Source organism: Natrinema amylolyticum (assembly GCF_020515625.1).
Taxonomy (GTDB): domain Archaea; phylum Halobacteriota; class Halobacteria; order Halobacteriales; family Natrialbaceae; genus Natrinema; species Natrinema amylolyticum.
This window is the reverse complement of the sequence record NZ_JAIWPJ010000001.1, coordinates 236,424-262,693: the sequence shown is the minus strand read 5'-3', so window position 1 is coordinate 262,693 and position 26,270 is coordinate 236,424. Positions and strand designations below refer to the sequence as shown.

Genomic DNA, 26,270 nt, shown 5'->3' with positions numbered 1-26,270 from the left:
GCCCTTCAGTCTGGTTCCGATCGGGGCCGGTCTCAGAGAGCGAGATAGGGTCCGACGCCCAGCAGGACGACTCCCAGCGCGACCTTCAGCTTCTCGGGATCGATCGCGTGAGCGACTCGCCAGCCGACGACGACGCCGAGCAGCAGCGGCGTCCCGACGACGACCGCGAGCGGGACGAGGACGTTCCCTTGGAGGAAGTAGCCCGACGCCGCGAACGTCGCGATGAAGATCGACTGGACCTGCGCGACGGCCACGGCGAGCAGCATGGGGACGCCGACGAGTACCAGCGCGGGGACGGCCAGGACGGGGCCGCCGATCCCCAACAGACCGCTACAGACGCCGAGGACGAACCCGAGCCCCGCCAAGACGAGTCGACCGGACCGAGTCAGCGGCTCGAGGTCGTAAATCGGGCTAAAGCCCCGACGCTCTCGGTAGAGGATGATGCCACCGACGGCCATCGCGACGCCGCCGAGTAAGAGTCCGAACACGGAGCGCGGAACGAAGGTGTTCACGTACGCGCCGACGAGCGCGCCGACGACGCTCGAGCCGCTGAGGATGATCGCGATCGCGCGGCTCTCGCCGGTGTTCATCTCCCCGGAGTGGAGGTAGGCGGCGCTGCCGACGAGCCCCGTGACGACGAACGTGGCGTGGGCGGTGCCGGCGACCTGGCTCGAGGCCAGCGGCGTCAGCGAGTACAGCGCGATCGTTACGAAGATTCCCCCGGGGCCGATGGTGGTGATACCGATCCCCGAGAAGAAGGCGATCGAGACGAGCAACAGGACCAGCGAGAGTTCGAAGGGCAACTCGAGCATCGAGGAGGTATCCAGTGGTCCGTGGCACTGGAACTAACTCTTCTGATCTCGGCCCTCTCGGGTCAGCTACCGATCAAATAGTCGAATACACTCTCGCGAAAGCGAACGAACGGGCCGCAGTGGGACGCTCTCGATCGGAGTCGACACAGCGGGGACACGGAGAGCGGATCCGGGATTAGAGGATGCCCATGATCGTCTCGTAGAGCGACTGGACCGTCATCAGGCTCCCGATCAGCAGGACGATCCCCGCGGCCAGGAAGCCGAGGTTCTCGTACCAATCGATGTCGTAGTACTTGTTCACGGCTCCGATGAGCGCGAAGACGGTCAGGGGAAGCCCGATCGCGCCGTTGACGGCCGGCATGATGATCGCCATCTCGACGGGACCGAATCCCGTGTAGAGCAGCATCGGCAGGGCGGTCGCGGCCGAGAGGACGACCAGTGCGATGACCGTTCGTCGGAACGCGGTATCACCGAAGACCGTGTGTCGCCCGAGCGACTGCGGAATGATGAACCCGGCACCGAACAGCGTCCCGGTCGCCGACGTGATGGTCGCACAGAGCACCGCGATCATGAACACGACGAGCGCTCCGTGACCGATGATCTCCGCGAGCGGGACACCGGGGCCCGTCAGCGTCATGTTCCCCTCGGAGAGGGTGACTGCCGAGACGATCATCACGAAGCTGCCGATGGTGAGCGTCGTCGCGATCCCGGCGGCGTTGTCCCGGCGGTAATCCCAGATGTCCGACCACTCCTTCGTCGGCTGGATGCTCGACTGGATGAAGAAGTTCGGCCAGTAGACCGTCGTCCCCAGCAGGGCGATGACTGCAGTGAGGTAGCCGATATCGGTCGCGAGCGCCGGCTGAAGTCCCGCTGCTACGGATTGCCACGGAACGTCGAGCCCCGCGAGGAGCAGGCCGTACGAACCGAAGACGGCGAACACCATCACGGCGATCACTGCTTCGATCCGATCGTAGACCTTCATCTGCACGATGGCGATGCCGAACCCGGCTGCGAGCACGATGCCGACGATCACGTTGTCGAAGAACGGAACGAGCCAGGCGAGCGCCGCTCCGGCGACGGCGTAGTTCGACACGGCCCACAGAGCGGACATCAGTGAAACCCCGATGAGGAGCGGTTGACCCCCGATCGGAACGGCGTCGACGATGTAATCGGCGAGCGGTTCGTCGGCGACGGCGAGGCGGGCACTCATGTCGTGCAGTGCGATATCGATGAGGAACGCGAGCGGGAGCACCCACAACAGGGAGTACGCGAAGTTCGCGCCCGTGTCGGCGAGGATGTACACCGACCCCGCACCGAACACGTTCGCAGCGAACATGATTCCCAGGCCGTATCTGTAGAGCGCACCGTGTATCGTTTCACCGCCGGGAATGGCCTTGACGAACGCCGACGCCGAGGCCGACTCACCGCTCATGCGCGATCACCCCGACACTCGAGCGCGGATTCGAGGGTCGCTGCGCCTCGAGCGGACGGCTCGTGCACCGCCAGCTGACCGCTGACCGACGGCGGGAGGGACGTCGACGGGCCGAATCCGGACCCCCCATCGGGTTCTCTCAGCGCGGAAGCGGACCCGGCCCCGAACGTCGCCGTGAAGTGGAGCCCGAGCCCGCGTTGGAGAAGGGTTTCGTTCGCCGTTTCGACAGGGACATCGACCGCGGTACAGTGTTCTTCCATGTGTGGTAGTTTCCCGAAAAGCGGCAGGTGTCTCGGCCCCTCGAGCCACGGACGGCCGTGGATCCCGAGGCAGCTCGGCCGATCCGCTGTCACCTGTGTACTCTTGTACGGAATTCTGTACCAGAAGCAAGGACTGGGATTCGGTTGAGCGGAAAGCTTGAGATAGCAGACACCCCTTCAGATGGCGAGTCGAGTAATATCGTATTTACCGGGCCGCGATACGTGAAATACGGGCGAGAGTCCCGTTTCTGGGATCTGTGCGGGCGAACAACGAGAGCCTACACCGAGGCGGACCGTCGACAACCGTTCGAGCGACCCGCTCACCCGAACGGGAATCACTGTCGACCTCGAGTGACCGTTCCGCGCGAATCCACGTTCTCGGTGCATGCTGGCACTAGATTCATGTGCGTCAGGAGCGAACGATCGCACACAGACGAAGTTGCCTTCAGAAGAAGGCCTATATATTTCTATCCCTTACCAGAGGTGAAGACCGAAATCTATGCAAGGACAATCCAATCAGCAGGCGTACGATCGGGGGATCACCATTTTCTCCCCGGACGGACGCCTCTACCAGGTCGAGTACGCCCGCGAGGCCGTCAAGCGCGGAACCGCGAGCGTCGGTCTCCGCACGCCCGACGGCGTCGTCCTCGCCGCCAACCGGCAGGTCAACTCACCGCTCATGGAGCGCGAGAGCGTCGAAAAGATCCACAAGGCCGACGACCACGTCGGCGTCGCGAGCGCCGGCCACGTCGCCGACGCACGCCAGCTCGTCGACCTCGCCCGTCGCCGCGCACAGGGCGAACAGCTCCGCTACGGCCAGCAGATCGGCGTCGAGACGCTGACGCGAGCGGTCACTGACCACATCCAAGAGTACACCCAGACCGGCGGTGCCCGCCCGTTCGGCGTCGCCCTCCTCGTCGGCGGCATCGACGACGGCGAGCCGAAACTGTTCGAGACCGACCCCTCCGGGACGGACTACGAGTGGAAGGCGGCCGCCATCGGCGGCGACCGCGACACCATCCAGGGCTACCTCGAGGAGCACTACCGCGAGGATCTCGACGTCGACGGCGGCATCGAAGTCGCGCTGAGTGCACTCAGCGCCGCCGAGGAAGAAGTCGTCGACGCCGAGGACGTCGACGTCGCGACGGTCACGACCGACGACGAATCGTTCCGATCGGTCGAGACCGACCGCCTCGAGTCGATCGTCACGGAGATCGACCAGCCGGAGGAGAGCGATGAATAACTGGAATCAGGGGGCGACCCCGCAGGGGAACGACGACCCGTCGCCGTACGAACCCGAACTGGGTTCGCTCCCCGACGGCAGCCGGGGCGACGATAACGGCGATACCGTCAACAAGACCGGGACGACGACCATCGGCATCACGACCGACGACGGCGTCGTCATCGCGACGGACATGCGCGCCAGCCTCGGCGGGCGGTTCGTCTCGAACAAGGACGTCCAGAAGGTCGAGCAGATCCACCCCACGGGTGCGCTGACGCTGGTCGGCTCGGTCGGCGGCGCGCAGTCGTTCATCCGAACGCTGCGCTCCGAGGTCAACCTCTACGAGTCGCGCCGCGGCGAGCCGATGCCCATCGAGGCGCTGGCGACGCTCGCGGGTAACTTCGCCCGCGGCGGCCCGTTCCGAGCGATCAACCCCATCCTCGGCGGCGTCGACAGCGAGGGCAGCCACGTCTACAGCATCGACCCCGCCGGCGGCGTCATGGCCGACGACTACACCGTCACCGGCAGCGGGATGCAACTCGCCTACGGGCTCCTCGAGCAGGAGTACGAGGACGACCTCTCGCTGGACGAGGCGCAGTCGGTCGCGGCTCGCGCGATCAAGAGCGCCGTCGAGCGCGACACCGGCTCCGGGAACGGCGTCTTCCTCGCCGAGGTCACGGACGAGGGCGTCGACATCCAGGGTCACGACGACTTCGACGCGGTCATCTAGGCTCACCTCGGGCCGTTCGTTCGGGGCTACCTGCTCGCGCTCGCGCGCGTACACGTGACTTTTATTAGGGCCGGACCGCTATGCGAAAGCAGGTTTTACATGTCCCAGGAAAGCGAGTACGGAGCCGGACAGATTCAGGTCTTAGAGGGCCTGGAGGCTGTGCGAAAGCGACCGGCGATGTACATCGGCTCTACCGATTCTCGAGGACTCCACCATCTGGTCTACGAAGTGGTGGACAACTCGATCGACGAGGCGCTGGCCGGCCACTGCGACGACATCACCGTCTCCATCCACGAGGACGGCTCGGTGAGCGTCGCGGACGACGGCCGCGGTATCCCCGTCGACACACACGAAGAGTACGACCGCCCCGCACTCGAGGTCATTCTGACCGTCCTCCACGCCGGCGGCAAGTTCGACAACAAGTCCTATCAGGTCTCCGGCGGCCTCCACGGCGTCGGCGTCAGCGTCGTCAACGCCCTCTCCGAGCGCCTCGAGGCCGAGGTCAAACGCGACGGCGGCGTCTTCCGCCACGCGTTCGAGGGCGGCGAACCCGTCGGCGACATGGAGCGCGTCCGCGACATGAAGCCGGACGAGGAGACCGGCACGCAGGTCCGTTTCTGGCCCGATACGGGCATCTTCGAGACGGGCGAGGTCTCGTTCTCGACGCTGTCGAACCGGCTTCGGGAACTGGCCTTCCTCAACTCCGGCGTCCGCATTACGCTCCGCGACGAGCGCAAGAACGACGACGAGGGTGAGCCCGTCGCCGAGACCTACGAGTACGAAGGCGGCATCCGCGAGTTCGTCAACTATCTGAACGAGACGCGCTCGGCGATGCACGAGGACGTCATCTACTTCGAGGACGAAGAACAGAACATCCAGATCGAGGTCGCGATGCAGGCCACCCAGGAACTGCAGGGATCGATCCACGCCTTCGCGAACAACATCAATACCCGCGAGGGCGGCACCCACCTCACCGGGTTCAAGACCGCGTTGACGCGAACGGTCAACGATTACGCGAACGAAAACGACCTGCTCTCCGACCTCGACAACAACCTCTCGGGCGAGGACATCCGCGAGGGGCTCACCGCGGTCATCTCGATCAAACACCCCGATCCCCAGTTCGAGGGCCAGACGAAGACCAAACTCGGCAACTCGGAAGTTCGCGGGATCGTCGAGAGCGCGATGCACGAGGGACTCGGCACCTACTTCGAGGAACACCCCGACACCGCCGAGGCCATCGTCGCCAAGGCCGTCGAGGCCGCGAAGGCCCGGATGGCCGCCCAGAAGGCCGAGGAGCTGACGCGACGGAAGTCCGCCCTCGAGTCCACTTCCCTCCCCGGGAAGCTGGCGGACTGCCAGACCAAAGACCCCGAGGAGGCCGAACTGTTCATCGCGGAGGGTGACTCCGCGGGCGGCAGCGCGAAACAGGCCCGAAATCCGGACTTCCAGGCCATCCTGCCGATCAAGGGGAAGATTCTGAACGTCGAGAAACATCGCTTGGATCGCATCCTCGAGAACGACGAGATCCGGAACATGATCACCGCGATCGGTGCGGGGATCGGCGACGAGTTCGACGTCGACGACGTCCGCTACAAGAAGATCATCATGGCGACCGACGCCGACGTCGACGGGGCCCACATCCGGACGCTCCTGTTGACGTTCTTCTACCGGCACATGCGGCCACTGCTCGAGGGCGGCTACGTCTATGCGACCCAGCCGCCGCTGTACCGCATCCGATATCGCGGTGAGACCTACGACGCGATGACGGAGGCCGAACGCGATCGGATCGTCGAGGAGAAGTGCAACGGCAACCCCTCGCAGGTCCAGCGGTTCAAGGGACTTGGCGAGATGAACCCCGAACAGCTCTGGGAGACGACGATGAACCCCGACAACCGCATCCTCAAGCAGATCACGATCGAGGATGCGGCCGCGGCGGACAAGATGTTCTCCGTCCTGATGGGCGACGCCGTCGAACCCCGCAAGCAGTTCATCAAGGACCACGCGCCCGAAGCCGAGTGGATCGACATATAATATAGAACAGATAGCTACATGAGTTCAGACGTACCCGAACCGACGGACGTAGAGGCACGGTCAGTCGAAAACGTCCGTATCGAAGACGAGATGGAGCAGAGTTATATCGACTACGCGATGAGCGTCATCGCGGGTCGCGCCCTCCCGGACGCCCGCGACGGGCTCAAGCCCGTCCACCGGCGCATCTTGTACGCGATGCACGAGATGGGCGTCTCGAGCGGCTCGAGCCACCGCAAGTCCTCCTCGATCGTCGGGGAGACGATGGGTGACTACCACCCCCACGGCGACAGCGCGATCTACGACACCCTGGTCCGGCTGGCCCAGGACTTCTCGATGCGGTATCCGCTGGTCGACGGTCAGGGAAACTTCGGCTCGATGGACGGCGATCCGGCCGCCGCGCCCCGATACACTGAGGCGCGGATGGCCCCCGTCGCTGAGGAGTTACTCGAGGACATCGACAAGGACACGGTCGACTTCTCGGCGAACTACGACGACCGCCTGCGAGAGCCGGACGTGCTCCCGGCGGCGTTCCCGAACCTCCTCGTGAACGGTTCCTCGGGGATCGCAGTCGGGATGTCGACGAACATCCCGCCGCATAACTTGGGCGAGGTCATCGACGCGACGATCGAGCTGATCGATACTCCCGACGCGACCGTCGACGACCTGATGGAACACGTCAAGGGCCCGGACTTCCCGACCGGTGCGAATATCGTCGGCAGGGACGCCATCTACTCGGCATACAAGACCGGCCGCGGCCGCATCCGCGTCCGCGCCGAGTTCGAGGTCGAGGAGTGGAAATCGAACCGCGAGCGGATCGTCATCACCGAACTCCCCTTCCAGGCCAACAAGGCCCGCCTCGTCGAGCGGATCGCCGAGGACGTCAACGAGGGCGAGATCGAGGGCATCTCCGACCTACGCGACGAGTCCGACCGCAACGGCGTCCGCATCGTCGTCGAACTCAAGCGCGGCGCGAACGCCGAGGTCGTCAAAAACAAACTGCTCGAGAATCACTTAGAGCGAACGTTCGGCGTCATCAACCTCGCGCTGGTCGACGGCCAACCGCGAGTGCTCTCGCTCAAGGAGACCTTAGCGGAGTACATCTCCCACCGCCGCGAGGTCGTCCGTCGGCGCAGCGAGTACGATCTCGAGGAGGCCGAGGACCGCGCCCACATCCTCGAGGGCCGGCTGACGGCCGTCGAGAACGCCGAGGACGTCGTCGAACTGATCCGCAACAGCGAGGACCGATCGGCCGCGAAAGCGGCGCTACAGGAGGCCTACGAGTTCTCGGAAGAGCAGGCGACCCACATCGTCCGAATGCAACTCGGCAGCCTCACCTCGATGGAAGCCGCCGAGATCAACGAGGAGTACGAGGACGTCCAGGCCGAAATCGAGCGACTGACCGCGATCCTCGAGAGCGAGTCGGAACTCCTCTCGGTGATCAAGGACGAACTCCGCGAGATCAAAGACGAGTACGGCGACGACCGCCGGACCTCGATCATCGAAGATCAGGGAACGGTCACGCACGAGGACCTCATCCCCGAAGAGGAGGTCTTCGTCGTCATGACGGAGGACGACTACGTCAAGCGGATGCCGATCGAGAACTTCGATCCCCAGGGTCGCGGCGGCAAGGGCATCATCGGCGCTGACGTCAAGGAAGACGACCGCGTCTCGACTGTCTTCCGGGCTAATACTCACGACTACCTGCTCTGCTTTACGAATCAGGGCGAGGTCTACCGGCTCAAGACCTACGAGATCCCGGAGATGGGCCGGACCGCGCGCGGGAAGTCCGCGGTCAACATCCTCGATCTCGACCCCGGCGAGGACATCACGGCCATCGTCGACACCGACGCCTTCGGCGACGACGAGTTCGTGACGATGGCCACCCGGAACGGCTACGTCAAGCGCACCGCCGGCGAGGAGTTCGACAACATCCTCTCGACGGGGATCATCGCCGCCGATCTCGAGGAGGGTGACGAGCTCGTCGACGTCGAGGTCACCGACGGCTCGCAGGACCTCGTCATCGCGACCGAGGGCGGGATGACCATCCGCTTCGACGAGGACGAAGTCCGTTCGATGGGGCGGAACGCCCGCGGCGTTAACGGCATTAAACTGCAAGAAGACGACGCTGTAGCAGGGCTGGTCGCGACCGACGAGGGCGACGAACAGGCGCTGTTGACGGTCACGGAGAACGGCTACGGCAAGCGGACGCTGCTCTCCGAGTATCGCACGCAGTCCCGGTACGGGAAGGGACTGATCGACATCAAGACCGGCGAGCGAAACGGTCCCGTGACGGCCGTCAAGGCGGTCTCCGACGACGATCAGCTCGTGATGATGAGCGAGCGGGGCCAGATCGTCCGGACCCGCGTCGACGAGATTTCGACCGTCGGCCGGAACACGATGGGCGTGATCGTCATGGAGGTCGAAGACGGCGACGCGGTCGCTGCGGTCGACGACATTCCGGCGTCGGCGACGACCGACGACGAGGCCCCCGAGGCAGCCGAAACCGGAGCCGAGTAACGCGTTCCGTTCGGACGCCACCACTCGAGGCCGGCGGTCGACTCGTTCGACGACCGTGAGAGCGAAGACTAGAAGATGGAGAGAACCCGGCCGATCGTCCGATCAGTGGGCCGGTTCTTCGGCGGGCGCGATCATGTCGTCGATGCGCAGGATGAGGATGTTGTTCGTGTCGTCTTTCCCGTCGACCGTCCCTTCGATGAGGAGTTTCGAGAGCGGCGTCGGGCCGACGGTGACGGAGTCGTCCTCGTGAATGTTGCTGAGCGTGCCCTGAATGTGGATCTCCGCGCGGCAGAGTTCCGGATGGTGGACGCTCGAGAGGTCGATCTCCTCGATGATCGTGTCGTCGATCGGTTCGCCCTCGTGTTGCATCGGAACCGCCGCGGGCTCGTCCATCTGCTGGATCTCGAGCGCCTCGTAGGCGGCGGCCGTCGGTTTGTAGCCGCCTTTCGGCCCCGGTACGCCCTCGACCAGTTGGAGGGCTTTGAGACTCTGCATCTGGTTGCGGATCGTCCCCGGATTGCGGTCGACCTGTTCGGCGATGTCCTCGCCTTTGATGGCATCTTCGGTCTCCTTGTGGAGGTTCGTGAGCGCGCGGAGGATTTTCTTCTGACTCGGTGTGAGTTCGATGGATGACATAGGTATTTATTCGTATTTGGATTCCTTAAACCCGGCGGGTCTGCCGGATAGTTTCGCCAGTGTTGCGACGTTTGCGTCGGGTACGGGAAGGTGTTTCTCTTCGGTTTCTGCGGAGCGCGTCGCGTTTTCGCATTCACCCCCGTCTTCTACCGGTTCAGTGACCGCGGCCGAACTCGTTCGGGCGTATGCCGCCCTGCCGGAAGTGCAGACGGGCACCGGCTACGGCCCGGGTTCCGCGGGCGCTGCGACCCAGACGTGGTTCGCGACCGATTCCGGCAGTGAGACGGGTTCGTCGGCCTCGCTCGAGCGCGCGGTCACCATCCCGAAGGGCGCGACCTCAAGGATTTCGAGTTCGACGCCGGGTTCGACGCCGTGGTCGGCGAGATAGGAGAGGACGTCCGGATCACGGTCGGCGACCTCGGCGACGGTCACGACGGTGCCCGCTTCGAACGCGGCGATCGAGTTCCCGTCGGGCCGCGTGGGGGGCTCGAGATCGGCGCTCGGAATCGGCGACCCGTGCGGGTCGACGTCCGGTTCGCCGAGGGCGTCGGCGACGCGCGCCTCGAAGTCCTCGCTGATGTGGTGTTCGAGTCGGTCGGCCTCCGCGTGGACCTCCGACCAGTCGTAATCGAGGTGCTCGGTGAGGTAGGCCTCGAGCAGTCGGTGGTGGCGGACGATCTCGAGGGCGACGGTCTCACCCTCGTCGGTCAGGGTCACGCCGCGATACTTCTCGCGGTCGACCAGTTCCCGTTCCTCGAGTTTGTCGAGCATGCTGGTGACCGTCGGCGACGTGACGTCCAGCTCGTCAGCGATCTCGGAGGTCTTGATCCGATCGTCGGTCTCGCGCTGGAGCTGGTAGATCGCTTTGAGGTAGTCTTCCATCACGTCGCTCAGCATCATGCTGTGCCGAATTTAGACGGGTCTAACCCTAAACCTGTCGCCGGGGAGACCGCGCTGCGACCGCCACGACCAAACGGAGCGACCGCGTATCGAACGTATGGAACGGACCGTCAGAATCATCGGTGCGCCGATGGACTACGGGGCGAACCGCCGCGGCGTCGACATGGGGCCGTCCGCGATTCGGTACGCCGATCTGGCCGAAGGCCTCGAGCGGGCGGGTGTCGAACCGGTCGACGACGGCGACCTGACGATGCCGCGAGCGGAAGAGCGAGATCCCGATGCCGACCAGCCCAGCCGGGGGAACGCGAAGTTCCTCCGAGAGGTCGAGGACGTCTGTCAACGGGTGAGCGATCAGGTCGCCGCGACGCTCGCGGACGGGGAGTTCCCACTCGTTCTGGGCGGGGACCACTCGGTCGCGATCGGCTCGCTCGGCGGTTCGGCGCGCGACGCCGAGCTCGGTACGATCTGGTTCGACGCTCACGCCGACCTCAATACGCCCGAGACGTCTCCCAGCGGAAACGTCCACGGAATGCCACTGGCCGCGGCCCTCGGCCGCGGCGCGTTCGGCGAGACGGAATGGGCACCTGCGCCCGGACTCCGGGAGTCGTCGATCGCGTACGTCGGCCTCCGGAGCATCGACGACCGCGAGCGCGAACTGATCAGAGAGAGCGACATGACCGCCTTTACCATGTCCGATATCGACCAGCAGGGGGTTTCCGCGGTCGTCGACGACGCCCTCGCGGTCGCGACCGACGGCACCGACGGCGTCCACGTCAGCCTCGACCTCGACTGGCTCGACCCGAAGACGGCACCGGGGGTCGGTACCCCCGTTCGCGGTGGCGTCACCTACCGGGAAGCCCACGCCGCGCTCGAGGCGCTCTCCCGACGCGACGAGGCCGAGGGACTTCTCCGATCGATGGACGTCGTCGAGGTGAATCCGATCTTGGACGAAGCGAACGAAACGGCGACGCTGGCGGCGGAACTGACGGCGAGCGCGTTCGGCGAGCGGATCCTCTGAGCGGTGCGACGACGAGTTCACCGCGAGTTCGCGACCGACCGGCGGAATGAGAACCGTGAACACACTGGTTCCTGTTTCAACAGCTTTGTATCATAGTGTTTCCCAGTGTGGGATATGACTGAGAACGTCGTCGTGCTTGGTGCTGGATACGCCGGTACCGGTGCAATCAACAAGCTCCAGTCGGAGCTCGGGGGCAACGCGCGGATAACCTGGATCGCAGACGTCGACTATCACCTCGTACTTCACGAATCACACCGCGTCATTCGGGATCCGGACGTTCGGTCCGATATCACGTTCCCGGTCAATCAGATCGCCGACCCGTCGACCCGCTTCATTCAGGACGAGGTCACCGGTCTCGATGTCGACGAGCAGCTCGTCGAACTCGCGGACGGCGAGGATGTCGAATACGATTACGTCCTCGTCGGCCTCGGCAGCCAGACCGCCTACTACGGTATCCCCGGTCTCGAGGACCACTCCCTGACTCTGAAGAGCCTGGACGACGCTCTCGAGATTCACGAGGCCGTGAGCGAGGCCAGCCGGGACGCGACTCGCGGCGAGCCCGCACAGGTCGTTATCGGCGGTGCCGGCCTCTCCGGTATCCAGACCGCCGGCGAGATCGCCGAGTTCCGCGACGAACACCGCGCACCCATCGAGATCCACCTGGTCGAGGCGCTCGAGGAGATCTTCCCCGGAAACGATCCGGAGATCCAGCAGGCCCTGCGCGACCTGCTCGAGGAAGCCGGCGTCCAGATTCACACGGACGACCCGATCACCGAGGCCACCGCGGACCACATCGAGTTCGACGAGGGCGAACCCCTCGACTACGACGTCCTCGTCTGGACCGGCGGCATCACCGGCCGGGACGCGATGGACGATGCCGACCTCGAGAAGGAACACAACCGCGTCAACACCGGCGCGAACTTCCAGACCTCCGACGAGCGCGTGTTCGCGATCGGTGACTCGGCGATCATCGACCAGGGCGACCGGCCCGCACCGCCGACGGCACAGGCCGCCTGGCAGGCCGCGGACGTCGCCGGCGAGAACATCGCGCGTGCGATCGAGAACCGGCCGCTCCGGACCTGGGAACACGAGGACAAGGGGACCGTCATCTCCGTCGGCGAAAAGGCGGTCGCCCACGACGTCAAGCCGGCCTTCGGGATTTCCCTGCCCGTCGATACCTTCGGCGGCCGCCCGGCACAGAACCTGAAGAAGATGATCGCCGCCCGCTGGATCGCCGACATCACTTCCTGGAACGAAGCGCGGAAGTCCTGGTCGTCGCTGTAGGTCTCTTTCTCTTCTGAACCGCGTTTGTCAGCGTATCGTGGTCCCGATCAGTGCGATCGGAACCGCTGTCTCGCGGTCGGTCACGTCTTAAAATGGGCCGGTCGTGCGTTCGTCGCTACTCGAGCAGGGCGGGGCCGGGCCGCTATTGCAGGCCCAGCGGTGCGTCGGGCTCAACGGGTTCGACGTCGCCGGCCGACGCCGCGTCGTTGTAGATATATCCCCACATGGCGAACGTGAGGTTCGCGATGTACGCCGAGAGTACGAAGTACAGCGGGATCAACAGGAAGATACCGACGACGGTGATTACGAGGACCACCGCGACGATCCAGACCGCGATCGACAGCACGGTCGAGAACACCAACAGGAGCACCACTCCCTTGAGATAGTGGATCGAGAACGCGAACTCGAGGATGCGGCCGTTCGAAAACGTTTCTCTGACGCTACCGGTTCCGATCAGTACCGGGACGATCGCGCCGGCGACGTAGACGCCTGCCAAGAGGATCAGCGTCGCGATTCCGATGAGTGGCAACACGAGCGACGAGGACTCCCCGACCGCAGCGATCGCGCCGACGAACGCGGCCGTCACCGCACCGAGCCCGATCACGACGCCGAGGTAGACGCCGATGAGGAGCAGTCCGTCCCTTCCCAGCCCGCCCCAGTCGTCGAACGACGGGACCTCGCCGTCGCCCCGCGCCGCCGCGCGGCCGACTCGGTAGGAGTAGCCGTAGGTGAAGGGCAGCGTCACGAGGAGAAACGAGAAGAGGACGAGGGCGGAGTCGATCAGTAACGGCTTGCCGCCCTTCCCGAGCGGGAACGCAAACGAGAACTCGAAGATATCCGTATCGTGGTATCGCGGCTCCGACGGGTCGCTGCTCCCCGATTCCGACGCCGTTGGAATCGGATTCTGCTGAATTGTCGTTGCCCCGCTGCTCCCCGCGGAGTCGCCGCTCGACCAGCCGGCTTCTCCCCCGCTCGAGTCGTCGCTCGACCAGCCGGACGCCGCGTCGGTACTCGCGGATCCGTCGTTCGACCACCCGGTATCGTCAGCCGTGGAATCGTCACTCGACCACTCGGCGTCGTCAGCCGCAGAACCGTCGCTCGACCACCCGGACGACGATTCCGTGCCGTCGCTTCCCCCAGCCAGTTTCGATCCGCACTCCGGACAGAGGATCGTCCCCGGTTCGAATTCCTCGTCACAGTCGTGACAGTACGACATGGACGGGGATTCGTTCACGGTGATATAATAATTCTGCTTTCTATAATTACATCGGTTGAACGAAGGTGGACGGGAGGTGTACTGAGGAGACCGCGGCCAGTCGACCGAGACGGAGTCCGTCACGTCACCGACGGGAATCCGTTACGTCGCCGGCGAGATTCCCTCCTCGTCGTCGCTCTCCTCGCTCATCCGCCGGGCCGGGACGCCCGCGACCGTCGTTCCGGGCGGGACATCGCGCGTCACGAGGGAGTTCGCCGCGACGCTGGCCCCCTCGCCGATCTCGACGCCCGGGAGGACAATCGCACCGGCCCCGATCATCGCCTGCTCGCCGACGACGACCTCGCCCGTCCGGTACTCGTCCTGTAAGAACTCGTGACAGAGAAGCGTCGCGTCGTAGCCGACGATTGCGTCCGCCTCGACGGTGATCAGATCCGGCCAGAAGACGTCCGGCGTGGCCTCGAGCCCCCAGGAAACGCCCTCGCCGACCGTGACGCCGATCCGGCGGAGGAGCCAGCGCTTGAGTCTGAGGCTGGGCGAGATCCGGACGAGCCAGACGACGACGTAGTTGATCGCGACCCGAAGCGGGTTGCGAGCGGCGGTCCAGTGGGCCAGCGAGTTTCGCGGCCCGGGCGTCGCGTGACGCTCGACGTGGTCGTGTCGCGGCGTCGGTTCGTCGGAAGCCCTCACTGGCTGTCCCGTTTGACGTGTTGGTACATCAAACCGATCGATGCGGAACTGGGTCCCGCTTCGCGACGAGCGCTCCCCGGTCGCCCTCCTGACCGACTATGGAATTACCAACTCGACCGTCGTTCCTTGGGGCACGTTGTCCCCGATCGCGAGCGTCCCGCCGAGTTGCGTCAGAATCATCTGCGTGACCCAGAGGCCGACGCCCTCCGAGTGCGCCAGCGGCGTCTCGACCCCCTCCTCGAAGACGGTTCGCTCGATGTCCGGCATCCCGGGACCCGTATCGCTAATGCCGATTATCACGCGCCCGTCGTCGCCCGATCGCATGGCTACCTCCACGGCCGGCTCGGCCGCGTCGTTGTGCTCGACCGCGTTCTCGAGGAGTTCGTCGATCGCCGTCTCGAGTCGCGGATCGGTCTCGCGGCAGATCTCGGCCGGAATCTCGGTTCGAATCGCCGCGTCGGGATACCGGATTCGAGCCTTCTCGACCCGTAACTCGAGGAGTTTCGAGAGGGTGACCTGCTTCATCGTCGTCGAATCGGCGACGAGTGCGTCCCGGAGGAGGTGAGTCTTCTCGCTCAGTTCGATGAGCCGATCCGTCTGAGTCGTAATGGTCTCGACTCGGTCTGCTCCCTCGCTGTCGACGGCGAGATCGGCGGCGAGCAGTTCCGCGTTGCCGCGGATGATGTTGCAGGTGTTGCGGAGATTGTGCCGGATGATCCGCTGGAGGATGCTCGTCTGCTGGAGCGCGCGATCGAGTTGCTCGTTGGTCCGCTCGAGGTCGCGCTGGCCGTACGACACCAGACCGTAGAGGACGATCGACGAACCGACGACGAACACCCAGCCCTTGACCATCTGGACCGAGATCGCGACACCCAGGCGTCGGACGACGAGATAGACGAGAGCGTCGGAACCGAGAATCCAGAGCGTACCGATCGCTGCATAGCTCGCGGCGATGGCAGCCGGTGATCGAGCGATCACCGATCTGTCAAGCACGTTCGGTCACCGGTCTGAGGGTCGAATCCGGAACGTTTCAAGCTTCGGGCCGTGTATCCACACGATAGCCGGCGGTAATTCGCTTCGCAGGGCTGAGTCCGGACCGTATCACGGGTCGACCGTCGAAACCGCGGCTACAGCGAAGGCCTACGTATGGAGGGAGAACTGCTGTTCCGGTCGGGAGCGAGCGTCGCGTATGGCACAATCCCAGTCCGGAATCCTCGAGATGGATACCGTCTTCACCATCCTCTCGGATACGACGCAGCGGTCTCTCCTGTGGTACCTCTCTGACGTCGAGCAGGCGACCGTTCGGGAACTGACTGCTCACCTCGCATCGTCGAACGACGGCGGCGACCGCCATCACGAGTCCCGTCGACAGGCCCACGTCACACTCGTGCACGACCACCTCCCGCGGCTGGCGGCGGACGGCGTCGTCGACTACGATCGGTCGGCGAACGACGTGACGATCGGACCGAATTTCGACGAGGTCGAACCGTTCGTCTCACGGCTCGAAGACGCCGATATCGATCCGGTCGAATAACGGCTCGAGTCTTCAGACGCGACCGTCCCGCGGGGCCGGGCGATCGCCGGGGAGACCGACCAGATCCCGGAACGCAGCGCCCGAGAGTCCACACCGGTAGGCCGGCTTGTACATCATGTTCGCGCCGCCGGCCCGAACGTCCCACTCGGACGCGATTTCCTCGCGAAGGTAGTACTGCGCCCGTTCGTTCCCCTCCTTGACGTAGTAGTCGCTGAGCCGGATCGGATCGCGCTCGAAGAGACCGCCGGGCTCACGGCCGTCGACGATGACGACCGGCTTCTCGAGATAGAGCTCGCCGTCCCGGGCGCGTTTCGCGTGGGCGTTCGCCGAGTGGGCCTCGAGTATCGCCTCGCGCTCGGCCGGCGGCGTCTCGGGGCCGACGACGGCCACCTCGTCGACGGTGAAGTACCCGATCAGGTAGCGGTGCGCGCGGTCCCCGTCGGGCCGTCGCAGGCCCGCGTAGAACCCGACGACGTCGCCCGGCTCGAGCGCGCGCAACCGCGAGACGTAGCCGCTGGTCCGGTGTTCGCCGTACGTCAGCGCCTCGAAGTTCGGATCGCGGTGGAGGGGCCAGGACTCGAGCGCCTCGCCGGTGACGGTCTCGGTCCCGTCGTGGACCGGTTGGGGTGTGAGACGAGTGGTCAGGTCAGCCGCAGTGCCGTCGCCAGCGCGCAGCTCCCACGAACCGAGCGTTTCGGACTCGGCCGTCTCCCGCGTTTTCTCCGGGATCGGCACGTACTCGAAGCGGCCGTCGTCGTAGAGGGGTGCCAGCGCGCCGACGTTCGTGCTGTCAGCGCCGACGCCGGCGAGAACGACAGTCATGGATGCGATTCGTATCCGTCGCTCGGCGCGAGACGGCGATAAATCCGCCGATCGGTCGCCGGGCTCCCACGGGGCGAGTTCGGCGCGATCGCTGCCCCGGTAGGCGCTCCACGCTGCGTCGCTCCCCATCGCTGAACCGAGGCGGATACGGGCCTCCTACGGGCGTTCGGCGCTCAGAACTCGGTCACGACCTCGATGCCGCTCGTCCCGTACTCGGTCATCGCGGCGAGTCGATCCGAGACGTCGTCGAGGGCCACCCGACGCGTCACCAGGCGCTCGGGCTCGAGGCGGCCGGCCTCGAGCAGCCGCAGGAGTTCGTCGTACCGCGAGGGCGGCATCCCGCGCGAGCCGACGACGGTCACGTCCCATCGGGTGAGCTCGTCGATCGGGAGCGCCACCTCGCCGCGCTCGGCGTCGGTCGTCAGCCCGATCTGGACGTGGGTGCCTCGGACGCGGAGACAGTCGAGGCTGTTCCGGCAGGTCTCCGCGCGGCCGAGCGCGTCGACGGAGACGTGTGCGCCTCTGTCGGTAACGGCCTCGATTTCGTCGGGAACGGACGCCGTATCGGACGCGTCGATCGTCGCGTCGGCCCCGAGATCGGTCGCCATCGAGAGCGGCTCCTCGCGGACGTCGACCGCGACCACCCTGGCCCCGAGCGCGATCGCGAGCTGGACGGCCGCCAACCCGAGTCCGCCGCAGCCGTGGACGGCGACCCAGTCACCGCCCCCGACGTCGGCCCGGTGGGCAAGCGCGTGGTAGGCGGTGACGTATCGGCAGCCGAGCGCGGCTGCCTCGGTCGCCGAGACGCCCTCGGGGAGCGCCGTGACGTTGAACTCGGCGTGAGGCACGTGGACCCGTTCGGCGAACGCGCCGGGCACGGTCGGTTCGAACCCCAGCGCGTAGCCGTCCTCGCACACGTTCCCGTGCCCGTTCCGGCACTGGTAGCACGATCCCTCGCCGAGATTGAACGGGATCACGACCCGATCACCGACCGCGAGCGTCTCGACGCGATCACCGACCTCGACGATCCGGCCCGCCGGCTCGTGGCCGAGGATCTGACCGAGCGGCACCCGATCGTCCGCCCACTCGCCGTGGCCCTGCCAGGCGTGCCAGTCGCTCCGGCAGATGCCACAGGCCTCGACGTCGACCGCGACGCCGTGGGGCTCGAGCGGCGGCGGATCGACCGTCTCGATCGAGAGCGGTTCGCCGTAGGCCTCGAGTACTGCAGCGCGCATACGGGCCGGGTCGGCCGCCGGCGAGTTAGCTATTCGCCCCGCGGCAGACCGGCGCGGGGAGCGTGCTGCGGGAGCCGAACGCCTCCTCTAGTCCGTCGGATCGAGGCCGACGGTTTCCCGCGCGAACACGTCCTCGTATCCGGAAAAGGACAGTCTGAGCGACGGAACGCCCGTGAACGCCAGCGCCTGCAGGATGAGGGCCGGCTCCTCGAGATCCGAGCCCAGGTCGCGGAGCGTCGCGGTCACGTCGGCCAGCCGTTCGGCGCTCTCGGAGATATCGACGTCCGCACACCGGGCACCGATCGGCGTCGGGAAGGCGGTCCGCGTCGTCTCCCCGTCGCGGACGACCCAGCCGCCGCCCATGTCGACCACGTCGTCGATCGCTCGTCTCATCGCGTCCTCGTCGGCACCGACGGCGATCACGCCGGGCGTCTGCCACGTGTGAGACGTGGCGACCGCGCCCGTCTCGAGTCCGAACCCCGAGAGAAATCCGGTGAACCCGTCGCCGGTATCGCCCGGTGAGCGATCGAAGAGCGCGACCTTGAGCGCGTCGCGGTCCGGCGTCGCGACGAACTGACCGTCCGCGGTCGCCGGGTCGACGGTCGTCTCGCTGGTCACCGTCCCGCCCTCACAGTGGATCGCCCGCACGGTCCCGTCAGCGCCCTCGGTCGTCGGCGTTCGGAGCGCCGCCTCGTCCACCGTCAGCGACAGGGAGTCGCGGAACCAGTCGGGATACGCGCGTGATCGGGGCTCGACGACCGGTGTCCCGCCGTCGACGACGACGTCACCGCCGCTGATCACCGTCTCGACGTCGACGGTCTCGAGGTCGTCGAGAACGACGATATCGGCGCGCGATCCGGGCGACAGCGACCCCACGCCGGGCAGATCGAAGTGACGGGCCGGGTTGAGCGTGGCCATTCGGACGGCGTCGACCGGCTCGATGCCCGCCTCGATCGCTCGCCGGACGACGGCGTCCATGTACCCCTCGTCGACGATGTCCGTCGGCCAGATCCAGTCCGTCGACAGGGAGAGTTCGGCCGCTCCGAACCGGTCGTACGCGTCGGCGAGCGCGTCGATATCGTCGCGGAACGTGCCGTAGCGGCCGATCGCGTGGATCCCGTTCTCGAGGCGGTCGGCGACCTCATCGCTCGAGACCATCTCGTGGTCGTCGGTGATCGTCGCGGCGAAGGCGGCCAGTCGGCGGCCGGAACAGCCCGCCCCGTGGCCGCTCACCGTCGCGCCGCGTTCTCGAGCCCGCGTCGCGAGCGACTCGACCGGGGAGGACCGCCCGACGACCTGTACCCAGGGGATCTCGCCGACGCCGACGATATGGTCGTCCGCCAGCAGGTCGGCCAGTTCCTCGCGATCGGCGTCGTCGAACCCGTCGTAGCCGACGGAGAACGCGTCAAAGAACGCCTGTGGCGGCACGGTACCGAAGACCCGAATCGGCAGCTCGCTCGTCGCCTCGAGGAGCTGTCGGACGCCGGCCGCGCCGAAACAGCTCCCGAACTCGCAGGTCTCGGTGACGACGGCCGTGGTTCCGGTCGCGAGCACCCGGTGGTACGCCCGCTCGAAGGGCTGAAACGAGTCGACGTGGACGTGTGCGTTGACGAAACCGGGTGTGACGACCTTTCCCTCGGCGTCGACGACCGCGGTATCCGGCCCTGTAACGTCGCTCGCGTCGGTGGTGACGGCTGCGATCCGGCCGTCCGCGACCACGACATCGCGGTCGTACAGGTCGCCGGGTTCGGGTAACAGTACGCGTCCGTTCGCGACGACGAGATCGGCTCCTGTGGTTCCGAGCGAGACGGATTGCAGGTCGTCGGTCGACCCTGTCACGTGGGCTCACCCGACAGTAGTGTGTGAGAAAATCGCATGCTCCGACTTGGGAAACCAGCCATATAAAGTTACGAGGGCGATCGCACGGGAAGCGACCGGAGCGCACTGCTGACAGACGGATCGGATCCATAACAACTGTTATCGGGACGGCCGTTCCAAAGCCGCGTATGCGCGTTACCTTTCTCGGCACGGGCAGCGCGATGCCCACCGGCGAACGCTTTCAGGCGGGGATCCTCGTGCAGGACGACGGCCGGACGCTGCTGCTGGACTGCGGTGCCGGCGCGCTCCAGCGGCTCCAGCAGTCCGGCGTCGGCTACGAGAACGTCTCGACCGTCCTCCTGACCCACCACCACCTCGATCACGTCGCCGACCTGCTGCCGCTGATGAAAGCCCGCTGGCTCGCCGGCGAGGACCACCTCGAGATCGTCGGCCCGCAGGGGACGAAGGCGCTGATCGACGACCTGCTCTCGGTCCACGAGTACATGCAGGACAAGATCGAGTTACAGGTCAGGGAGGTGGTCGCCGGCGAGTTCTCCGTCGCCGGCTTCGACGTCTCGGCCTACGAGACGCGTCACTCGCTCCCCTGTCTGGCCTACCGATTCGGCGATCTCTTCACCTTCAGCGGTGACAGCGAGGCGTTTTCCGGACTGGCGAACTTCGCGGAGGGCTCGGCGATTCTGGCCCACGACTGCTCGTTCCCCGACGACGTCGACGTCTCGAATCATCCGACGCCGGACACGCTCGGCCGGGCGCTCGCCGGTCGCGAAATCGGACGCGTCTACCTGACTCACCTCTACCCCCACACCGAGGGCCGCCACGACGAGATGCTCGAGTCGATCGGCGCTCACTACGACGGCGACGTTCGGTTCGCCGAGGACCTCAAGACGGTCTCCATCGAATAGTACCGCGACGAGTGGCGGTGGAATCCGCGCTCGAGTCGTCGCCGTCCGACCGATATCGATCAACCACAGCGGTGGCTATATTGGCTTCGTGACGCACTCTCATTGGATTTTATGCCTCACTGAGAGGCGTTCCAAACAGGTATATGCGATCGCGTTTGTAGGATCATAACAACAGAATGTGTCCCTCTGATTCGTGGCGGACGACCGACGAGGTGACCGAATGAGCGTTCCCGACCGGCTCGCGGACGCCATCACGTCGCATACACGTATCGTACTCGTCGTTCTCGTGCTCTCGACGGCACTCGTCGGAGCCGGAATGCCGATGGTCGACGACGACTCCTCGCTCTCCCAGTTCGAGGGCGAATCCGAGGAGGCGAAAGCCCTCGAGCGCATCGACGAGAACTTCACGAGCGAGCAGGAGGAAAACACGACCCGCGTCCAGGTGATCGCACGCGGCGATAACGTGCTCACGAGAGAGTCGTTGCTCTCGTCGCTCGAGTTCCAGCAGGAACTGCGGGCGAACGAGTCGGTCAATTCGACGCTCGCCGAGAATCAGTCGATCACCGGCGTCGAGAACCTCGTCGCGATCTCCGCGATCAGAAGCGAGGAGGCGGCCGAACTGAACGAGACGAGCGCGCGACTCGAGTCGGGTCTCAACGAGACGGTCGGGCTCCAGCGCCAGTACGAACAGTTGAACGCGTCGTCCGAGAACGGGTCGATCAATCAGTCCGAGTATCGGGCTCGGTCGGCCGAGCTCGAGGCGCAGTTCGATGCCGTCGTCGAGAACGCGACCGACGGACTCACCGCGAATCAGACGGCCCAGTACGAGTCGGCCGTCCGGCAGGCTCGAGAAATCGAATCGCAGCGCTTCGAGATCCGCTCGGCGACCGAGAATCCGACCGAGGATCCCGAGTACCAGCGACTCACCGAGCGACTCGAGGGCGTCTATCGGAACGGAACGGCCGGCGTCCTCGAAGCGGAGTACGCGGCGTTGCAGAGCGAGGAGCAGCCGCCCCTCGACGAGCAGATCGCGGCCCTCGAGGATCTGAGCGACGAGGAGTACGAGCGAACCCTCGAGGAGACGCTTTCGTCGAACGACTCCGACGATAACTTCGCGATCGCGTTGATGCCGACGTCGTACGATCCGGGCAGTACCACGGCCGAAGCCCGGATGACCTCGGTGACTCAGGCGACCGACGGCGATAGTGCCGAGGGGATGGGCGGTGGCGCAGTCAGCGAGCGGATCATCGACAGCCAGCTCGACATCCGCGAGTTGGCGGAGACGCAGACGCAGGACTACCTCGTCTTCGGCGGCGGGCTGATTACCGACGAGATCGACCGCTCGATGGGCGACAGCCTCGCCATCGTCGGCCCGCTGGCCCTGCTGTTCGTCGTCGCCGCACTGTTGGTCGCGTACCGCGACCCGCTTGACATCGTCCTCGGAGTCGTCGGCATCGTCGCCGTCCTCGTCTGGACGTTCGGCTTCATGGGCTGGGCGGGCATCGCGTTCAACCAGATGTTCGTCGCGGTACCGGTCCTCCTGATCGGGCTCTCGATCGACTACGCGATTCACGTCTTCATGCGACATCGCGAACAGCGCGAGACCGACGGTACCAGCGGAACCGTCCGCGGCTCGATGACGACCGCACTGGCCGGCGTCGGAGCCGCCCTCGTCTGGGTGACGGCCACGACCGTCATCGGCTTCCTCTCGAACCTCGTCAGCCCGATCGCCCCCATTCGGGAGTTCGGCATCGTCAGCTCCGTCGGGATCGTCGCCGCGCTGATCGTCTTCGGCGCGCTGATCCCCGCCGCCAAGGTCGAGATCGACGAGTTACTCGAGGCTCGGGGGATCGATCGGCGAAAGCGCGCGTTCGGAACCGGGGGTGGCCCCTTCAGCGAAATCCTGACGGTCGGTTCGGCCGCCGCCCGTCGGATTCCGCTGGTCATCATCCTCCTCGTCGCCCTGCTCACCGTCGGCGGCGCGTACGGCGCGACGCAGGTCGACACCAGTTTCCAGGAGGAAGACTTCCTCGCGGACAGCCCCCCGGAGTGGACTCAGAAGCTTCCCGGCGGGATGGCTCCCGGCGAGTACCACGCGAAAGACGACCTCGAGTACGTCAACGAGCACTTCCAGCGCCAGGACCGGCAGGCGCAGATACTCGTCGAGGGGAACGTCACTGATCCCGCAGTACTCGACGAAATCGACGACGCCCGGGAGAGCGCCGCCGACAGCGGCGTCGCGTACACGCTCGCGACCGGCGAGGCCGACATACAGGACCCGCTCTCGACGATGGAGCGGGTCGCGGGACAGAACGAGTCCTTCAACGAGTCGTTCACTGCTGCAGATACCGACGACGACGGCGTTCCCGACGAGAACGTCTCGGCACTGTACGACCAACTCTTCGAGATCGACGCGGAGAGTGCGAGTCAAGTCGTCCACCGGACTGACAGCGGTGAGTACCAGTCGACCCGGATGGTCATCGCCGTCCAAGGGGACGCCACGTCCGCCGAGACGACCAGCGAAATGCGCGATGTCGCCGGCGGGATCGAGGACGGCAGCGACGACCGCTGGAGCGCCATCGCGACCGGCGATCCCATCGTCAGCTACATCGTCGAACAGGACCTGCTCGATACCGTCCTCGAGAGCCTGATTATCACGCTCGTGGCGGTATTCCTGTTCCTCACCGTCGCCTACCGGCTGACGGGTAACAGCGCCTCGCTGGGTGCCGTGACCCTCCTGCCGGTCGCGTTCTCTGTCAGCTGGATTCTGGGGACGATGTACCTCATCGGCATGCCCTTCAACGTCCTGACGGGGATGATCACGAGCCTCACCGTCGGGCTCGGGGTCGCCTACAGCATCCACGTCAGTGCCCGCTACACGCTCGAGCTCGAGCGCCAGGGCAACGTCTGGTCGGCGCTGCGGACGACCGTCACCGGAACCGGCGGGGCGCTGCTCGGCAGCGCCGCGACGACCGTCGGCGGCTTCGGGACGCTCGCCTTCGCGATCCTCCCCGCGCTGCGGCAGTTCGGGATCATCACCGGGCTGACGATCACCTACGCGTTCCTCGCCAGCGTCGTCGTGCTCCCGACGCTGCTGGTCCTCTGGACGCGGTACTTCGGACCGGATGTCTCCTTCGACGCGTCGGGTGCGCGGACGGTGACGCCCACTGCCAGCGACGGCGGGGTCGAGCCCGACCGGGGTGACGACGAATGAGCGGCGACGAAACCGAGGCTGTCGACGCCTTCGAACAGCTCGGCCTCACCAGCTACGAGGCCAAGGTATTCATCGCGCTCCATCGGCTGAGCGCAGGCACGGCCAGGGACGTCGCCGACATCGCGGACGTGCCGCGCTCGCAGGTCTACAGCGTCGCGGAAAGCTTGGAGGACCGCGGCCTGCTCGAGGTCCAGCAGTCGAACCCGATCCGGTACCGGCCGGTCAGCGTCGAGGAGGCTCGAGAGACGCTCCGAGAACAGTTCGAGCGCGAGCAGGATCGGGCGTTCGAGTACGTCGAAACCGTCAGAAAGGAACCGGACGGCGAGGAAACCCAAGAGGACATCTGGACGGTTCGCGGCCGGGACCGCGTCGCCGATCGGACGGTCGATATTCTCTCGCAGGCCGAGGACCGGATCGTCTTCGGGACCCGCCTTCCGGAACTCGTCACGACGCCGATCGAACGGACGCTCGCGGAGCGCGTCGCGGCCGGCGTCACGGTCGTCGTCGTCAGTCGAACCGAGGCCGTCCAGGAACGGTTCGCCGACGTCGAGGGCGTCACCGTCGAGCGCCCGCCGGCCCACCGGACGGACGACGAGCGGTCCGGGCGGATCGTCATCGCCGACGACGATAGCATCCTGTTGAGCGTCCTCGGCGGCGAGGACGGCGAGACGGCGATCTGGAGTTCGGGCTCGCTGTTCGCCTCCGTGCTCATCCAACTGATCGAGGCCAGCGACGAGATGCGCGTCGAGTGAGCGCCGCTGGCCACCGGCAGCGCGTCGCGCTCACTCGAGGCGATATCGCAACAGCGCCGCGATGCCGCCGAGGTTCGAGAGCTGCTGACCTGGCGGGAACTCGCTCGAGAAAACAGTCACGTCGCCGCCTTTCTGCTCGGTCGTGCGGACGATCTCGTCGACGCTGATCGCCCACTCGCCGTCGGGACCGCGCTCCTTCTGTAGTCGATCGTCGAGCACGAGCAGGCGTTCGATCGCGCCGAACTCGGCTGCCTTTTTCACCTGTTCGGGGCCGTACGCCGCCTTGGCACCGTCGGCGATACGCCGCGTGAGCTCGTCGATGTACTCGGCCTCGCTCTCGATGCGGGTCTCCTCCTGGACGTCCGCGACCGCGCCCCGCTTGAGCACCTCGTGGACGCCGCGGTCGCCGACGGCCGCCGTGTCGACCATCGTGATCAACTCGGCGACCTCGGGCTCGTTCTCCTCTAAGTGCTTGTACGCGTCTTGCTTCGTAAAGCCCGGGCCGGCGAGGATGATCGCGTCGACCTCGAGGCGTTTGAGGACCGTCGCGAGCTCTTCGAACAGCTCCGAGCGGCCGCGGGCGTACTCGCCCTTGCCGGTCGTGCCAGTGATCGTCGCCCGCTCCTCGGTGCCGTACTGGGCGACCGTGTGGACGTGGGCCTGTCCCTCCTCGACGGTCGCGATCGCGACGTCCGGGTTCTCGGTGGCCTCCTCGGCCTCCTCGAGGCGGGCCTCCTGATCGGGCTTGAACCGCTTCTCGATCGAAATCTCGTCGCGCGGCTCGACGTTGAGCGTGTGGTGGAAGTTCAACTGGTCCTCGCGGGACGAGGCGACGATCTCGCCGCCGACCCGCAGCCGGTTGGCGAACTTGTGGAACTCGACATCGTCGACGGCGATGGCGACCCACATGTGCTCGCGTTCGCCGCCCGTGTCCCGCATCTGGTCGTCGTTGCGCTGGATTCGCCGAGTCGTATCGCCCGCGACGCGGTCGCCGGGCTCGAGGACGTACTGCAGGTGCCAGAGGTCGTCGACGCTCTCGGGGACGACCGTGACCCGCTCGCGGCCGCCCTCGACCTGCTCCCGGTCTTTGATCTGCATGCGCGTTCGTTCGCGGGGTGGCGGTAAGTGGACTGCGATCGGTGCGCGCCCGTTCAGCGACGCGATGACTGCTCTGGTGACGCGCGACGAGGAGACGGACGAAACACGTCGGCGAAAGGTAAAATTCGT

General features: G+C 65.9%; 21 protein-coding genes. 10 read left to right on the top strand and 11 right to left on the bottom strand.

The window, feature by feature from the left end:
* Positions 1 to 32: 32 nt before the first annotated feature.
* Complete coding sequence (locus LDH66_RS01370) at positions 33 to 812, bottom strand: sulfite exporter TauE/SafE family protein (protein ID WP_226479293.1); 780 nt, start codon at positions 810 to 812, stop codon at positions 33 to 35.
* Positions 813 to 987: 175 nt separating this feature from the next.
* Positions 988 to 2,244: a divalent metal cation transporter gene (locus tag LDH66_RS01365; RefSeq protein WP_226479292.1), complete on the bottom strand. Its 1,257-nt coding sequence runs from the start codon at positions 2,242 to 2,244 to the stop codon at positions 988 to 990.
* A gap of 759 nt (positions 2,245 to 3,003) precedes the next feature.
* Here LDH66_RS01365 and psmA point away from each other — a divergent pair.
* The 4 genes from psmA (at position 3,004) to gyrA (ending at position 9,004) form a co-directional block, all read left to right on the top strand.
* Complete coding sequence (gene psmA / locus LDH66_RS01360; protein WP_226479291.1) at positions 3,004 to 3,747, top strand: archaeal proteasome endopeptidase complex subunit alpha; 744 nt, start codon at positions 3,004 to 3,006, stop codon at positions 3,745 to 3,747.
* The gene (gene psmB / locus LDH66_RS01355; protein WP_226479290.1) at positions 3,740 to 4,456 is read left to right on the top strand and encodes an archaeal proteasome endopeptidase complex subunit beta; all 717 of its coding nucleotides are present in this window, start codon (positions 3,740 to 3,742) and stop codon (positions 4,454 to 4,456) included. Before psmA ends, psmB begins: the two co-directional genes overlap by 8 nt.
* A 99-nt stretch (positions 4,457 to 4,555) precedes the next feature.
* A complete protein-coding gene (gene gyrB, locus LDH66_RS01350; protein ID WP_226479289.1) occupies positions 4,556 to 6,487 on the top strand; it encodes a DNA topoisomerase (ATP-hydrolyzing) subunit B in 1,932 nt (643 codons plus the stop codon).
* An 18-nt stretch (positions 6,488 to 6,505) separates the two neighbouring features.
* Positions 6,506 to 9,004 (top strand): DNA gyrase subunit A, encoded by a 2,499-nt coding sequence (gyrA, locus tag LDH66_RS01345; protein ID WP_226479288.1) that lies wholly within the window; start codon positions 6,506 to 6,508, stop codon positions 9,002 to 9,004.
* Between the two features lie 102 nt (positions 9,005 to 9,106).
* Here the strand turns inward: gyrA and LDH66_RS01340 are convergent, their stop codons facing one another.
* Together LDH66_RS01340 and LDH66_RS01335 are read right to left on the bottom strand one after the other, a co-directional pair.
* On the bottom strand, positions 9,107 to 9,640 hold the full coding sequence (locus tag LDH66_RS01340) for an Rrf2 family transcriptional regulator (protein WP_226479287.1): 534 nt from the start codon (positions 9,638 to 9,640) through the stop codon (positions 9,107 to 9,109).
* A gap of 219 nt (positions 9,641 to 9,859) precedes the next feature.
* Positions 9,860 to 10,540 carry a metal-dependent transcriptional regulator gene (locus tag LDH66_RS01335; RefSeq protein ID WP_226479286.1) on the bottom strand — a complete coding sequence of 227 codons (681 nt, stop codon included), beginning with the start codon at positions 10,538 to 10,540 and terminating at the stop codon, positions 9,860 to 9,862.
* A gap of 97 nt (positions 10,541 to 10,637) precedes the next feature.
* Here LDH66_RS01335 and rocF point away from each other — a divergent pair, with 97 nt between their 5' ends.
* Together rocF and LDH66_RS01325 are read left to right on the top strand one after the other, a co-directional pair.
* Positions 10,638 to 11,558: an arginase gene (rocF, locus tag LDH66_RS01330; RefSeq protein WP_226479285.1), complete on the top strand. Its 921-nt coding sequence runs from the start codon at positions 10,638 to 10,640 to the stop codon at positions 11,556 to 11,558.
* Between the two features lie 114 nt (positions 11,559 to 11,672).
* On the top strand, positions 11,673 to 12,842 hold the full coding sequence (locus tag LDH66_RS01325) for an NAD(P)/FAD-dependent oxidoreductase (RefSeq protein WP_226479284.1): 1,170 nt from the start codon (positions 11,673 to 11,675) through the stop codon (positions 12,840 to 12,842).
* A 142-nt stretch (positions 12,843 to 12,984) separates the two neighbouring features.
* On the opposite strand, the gene LDH66_RS01320 is transcribed toward LDH66_RS01325, so the two are convergent.
* The 3 genes from LDH66_RS01320 to LDH66_RS23060 form a co-directional block, all read right to left on the bottom strand.
* Positions 12,985 to 14,058, bottom strand: a complete 1,074-nt coding sequence (locus LDH66_RS01320; RefSeq protein WP_226479283.1) for a DUF4013 domain-containing protein — start codon at positions 14,056 to 14,058, stop codon at positions 12,985 to 12,987.
* Positions 14,059 to 14,199: 141 nt separating this feature from the next.
* Complete coding sequence (locus LDH66_RS23065) at positions 14,200 to 14,745, bottom strand: acyltransferase (protein ID WP_226479282.1); 546 nt, start codon at positions 14,743 to 14,745, stop codon at positions 14,200 to 14,202.
* A 96-nt stretch (positions 14,746 to 14,841) separates the two neighbouring features.
* Positions 14,842 to 15,738: a sensor histidine kinase gene (locus tag LDH66_RS23060; protein ID WP_226479281.1), complete on the bottom strand. Its 897-nt coding sequence runs from the start codon at positions 15,736 to 15,738 to the stop codon at positions 14,842 to 14,844.
* A gap of 196 nt (positions 15,739 to 15,934) precedes the next feature.
* On the opposite strand from LDH66_RS23060, the gene LDH66_RS01305 reads away from it, so the two are divergent.
* On the top strand, positions 15,935 to 16,279 hold the full coding sequence (locus LDH66_RS01305) for a DUF7344 domain-containing protein (RefSeq protein ID WP_226479280.1): 345 nt from the start codon (positions 15,935 to 15,937) through the stop codon (positions 16,277 to 16,279).
* 12 nt (positions 16,280 to 16,291) lie between these two features.
* On the opposite strand, the gene LDH66_RS01300 is transcribed toward LDH66_RS01305, so the two are convergent.
* From LDH66_RS01300 to LDH66_RS01290, 3 genes are all read right to left on the bottom strand, one after another.
* Entirely contained in the window at positions 16,292 to 17,101 is an 810-nt protein-coding gene (locus LDH66_RS01300; protein WP_226479279.1) for an Nmad3 family putative nucleotide modification protein, read from the bottom strand.
* 173 nt (positions 17,102 to 17,274) lie between these two features.
* Positions 17,275 to 18,336 carry a zinc-dependent alcohol dehydrogenase family protein gene (locus LDH66_RS01295; RefSeq protein WP_226479278.1) on the bottom strand — a complete coding sequence of 354 codons (1,062 nt, stop codon included), beginning with the start codon at positions 18,334 to 18,336 and terminating at the stop codon, positions 17,275 to 17,277.
* Positions 18,337 to 18,423: 87 nt separating this feature from the next.
* Positions 18,424 to 20,175, bottom strand: coding sequence for an adenine deaminase C-terminal domain-containing protein (locus LDH66_RS01290; RefSeq protein WP_226479277.1), 1,752 nt, complete (start codon positions 20,173 to 20,175; stop codon positions 18,424 to 18,426).
* 167 nt (positions 20,176 to 20,342) lie between these two features.
* Here LDH66_RS01290 and LDH66_RS01285 point away from each other — a divergent pair, with 167 nt between their 5' ends.
* From LDH66_RS01285 to LDH66_RS01275, 3 genes are all read left to right on the top strand, one after another.
* On the top strand, positions 20,343 to 21,077 hold the full coding sequence (locus tag LDH66_RS01285; RefSeq protein ID WP_226479276.1) for an MBL fold metallo-hydrolase: 735 nt from the start codon (positions 20,343 to 20,345) through the stop codon (positions 21,075 to 21,077).
* 220 nt (positions 21,078 to 21,297) lie between these two features.
* A complete protein-coding gene (locus tag LDH66_RS01280; RefSeq protein WP_226479275.1) occupies positions 21,298 to 24,291 on the top strand; it encodes an efflux RND transporter permease subunit in 2,994 nt (997 codons plus the stop codon).
* Positions 24,288 to 25,043 carry a TrmB family transcriptional regulator gene (locus LDH66_RS01275; RefSeq protein ID WP_226479274.1) on the top strand — a complete coding sequence of 252 codons (756 nt, stop codon included), beginning with the start codon at positions 24,288 to 24,290 and terminating at the stop codon, positions 25,041 to 25,043. The genes LDH66_RS01280 and LDH66_RS01275 overlap by 4 nt, the downstream gene beginning before the upstream one ends.
* 30 nt (positions 25,044 to 25,073) lie before the next feature.
* Here the strand turns inward: LDH66_RS01275 and LDH66_RS01270 are convergent, their stop codons facing one another.
* Positions 25,074 to 26,141 (bottom strand): mRNA surveillance protein pelota, encoded by a 1,068-nt coding sequence (locus LDH66_RS01270; RefSeq protein ID WP_226479273.1) that lies wholly within the window; start codon positions 26,139 to 26,141, stop codon positions 25,074 to 25,076.
* Between the last annotated feature and the right edge of the window lie 129 nt (positions 26,142 to 26,270).

Coding starts and splice junctions, on each gene's coding strand:
- LDH66_RS01370 (WP_226479293.1), bottom strand. CDS start 812: ATGCTCGAGTTGCCCTTCGAACTCTCGCTGGTCCTGTTGCTCGTCTCG.
- LDH66_RS01365 (WP_226479292.1), bottom strand. CDS start 2,244: ATGAGCGGTGAGTCGGCCTCGGCGTCGGCGTTCGTCAAGGCCATTCCC.
- psmA (WP_226479291.1), top strand. CDS start 3,004: ATGCAAGGACAATCCAATCAGCAGGCGTACGATCGGGGGATCACCATT.
- psmB (WP_226479290.1), top strand. CDS start 3,740: ATGAATAACTGGAATCAGGGGGCGACCCCGCAGGGGAACGACGACCCG.
- gyrB (WP_226479289.1), top strand. CDS start 4,556: ATGTCCCAGGAAAGCGAGTACGGAGCCGGACAGATTCAGGTCTTAGAG.
- gyrA (WP_226479288.1), top strand. CDS start 6,506: ATGAGTTCAGACGTACCCGAACCGACGGACGTAGAGGCACGGTCAGTC.
- LDH66_RS01340 (WP_226479287.1), bottom strand. CDS start 9,640: ATGTCATCCATCGAACTCACACCGAGTCAGAAGAAAATCCTCCGCGCG.
- LDH66_RS01335 (WP_226479286.1), bottom strand. CDS start 10,540: ATGATGCTGAGCGACGTGATGGAAGACTACCTCAAAGCGATCTACCAG.
- rocF (WP_226479285.1), top strand. CDS start 10,638: ATGGAACGGACCGTCAGAATCATCGGTGCGCCGATGGACTACGGGGCG.
- LDH66_RS01325 (WP_226479284.1), top strand. CDS start 11,673: ATGACTGAGAACGTCGTCGTGCTTGGTGCTGGATACGCCGGTACCGGT.
- LDH66_RS01320 (WP_226479283.1), bottom strand. CDS start 14,058: ATGTCGTACTGTCACGACTGTGACGAGGAATTCGAACCGGGGACGATC.
- LDH66_RS01305 (WP_226479280.1), top strand. CDS start 15,935: ATGGCACAATCCCAGTCCGGAATCCTCGAGATGGATACCGTCTTCACC.
- LDH66_RS01300 (WP_226479279.1), bottom strand. CDS start 17,101: ATGACTGTCGTTCTCGCCGGCGTCGGCGCTGACAGCACGAACGTCGGC.
- LDH66_RS01295 (WP_226479278.1), bottom strand. CDS start 18,336: ATGCGCGCTGCAGTACTCGAGGCCTACGGCGAACCGCTCTCGATCGAG.
- LDH66_RS01285 (WP_226479276.1), top strand. CDS start 20,343: ATGCGCGTTACCTTTCTCGGCACGGGCAGCGCGATGCCCACCGGCGAA.
- LDH66_RS01280 (WP_226479275.1), top strand. CDS start 21,298: ATGAGCGTTCCCGACCGGCTCGCGGACGCCATCACGTCGCATACACGT.
- LDH66_RS01275 (WP_226479274.1), top strand. CDS start 24,288: ATGAGCGGCGACGAAACCGAGGCTGTCGACGCCTTCGAACAGCTCGGC.
- LDH66_RS01270 (WP_226479273.1), bottom strand. CDS start 26,141: ATGCAGATCAAAGACCGGGAGCAGGTCGAGGGCGGCCGCGAGCGGGTC.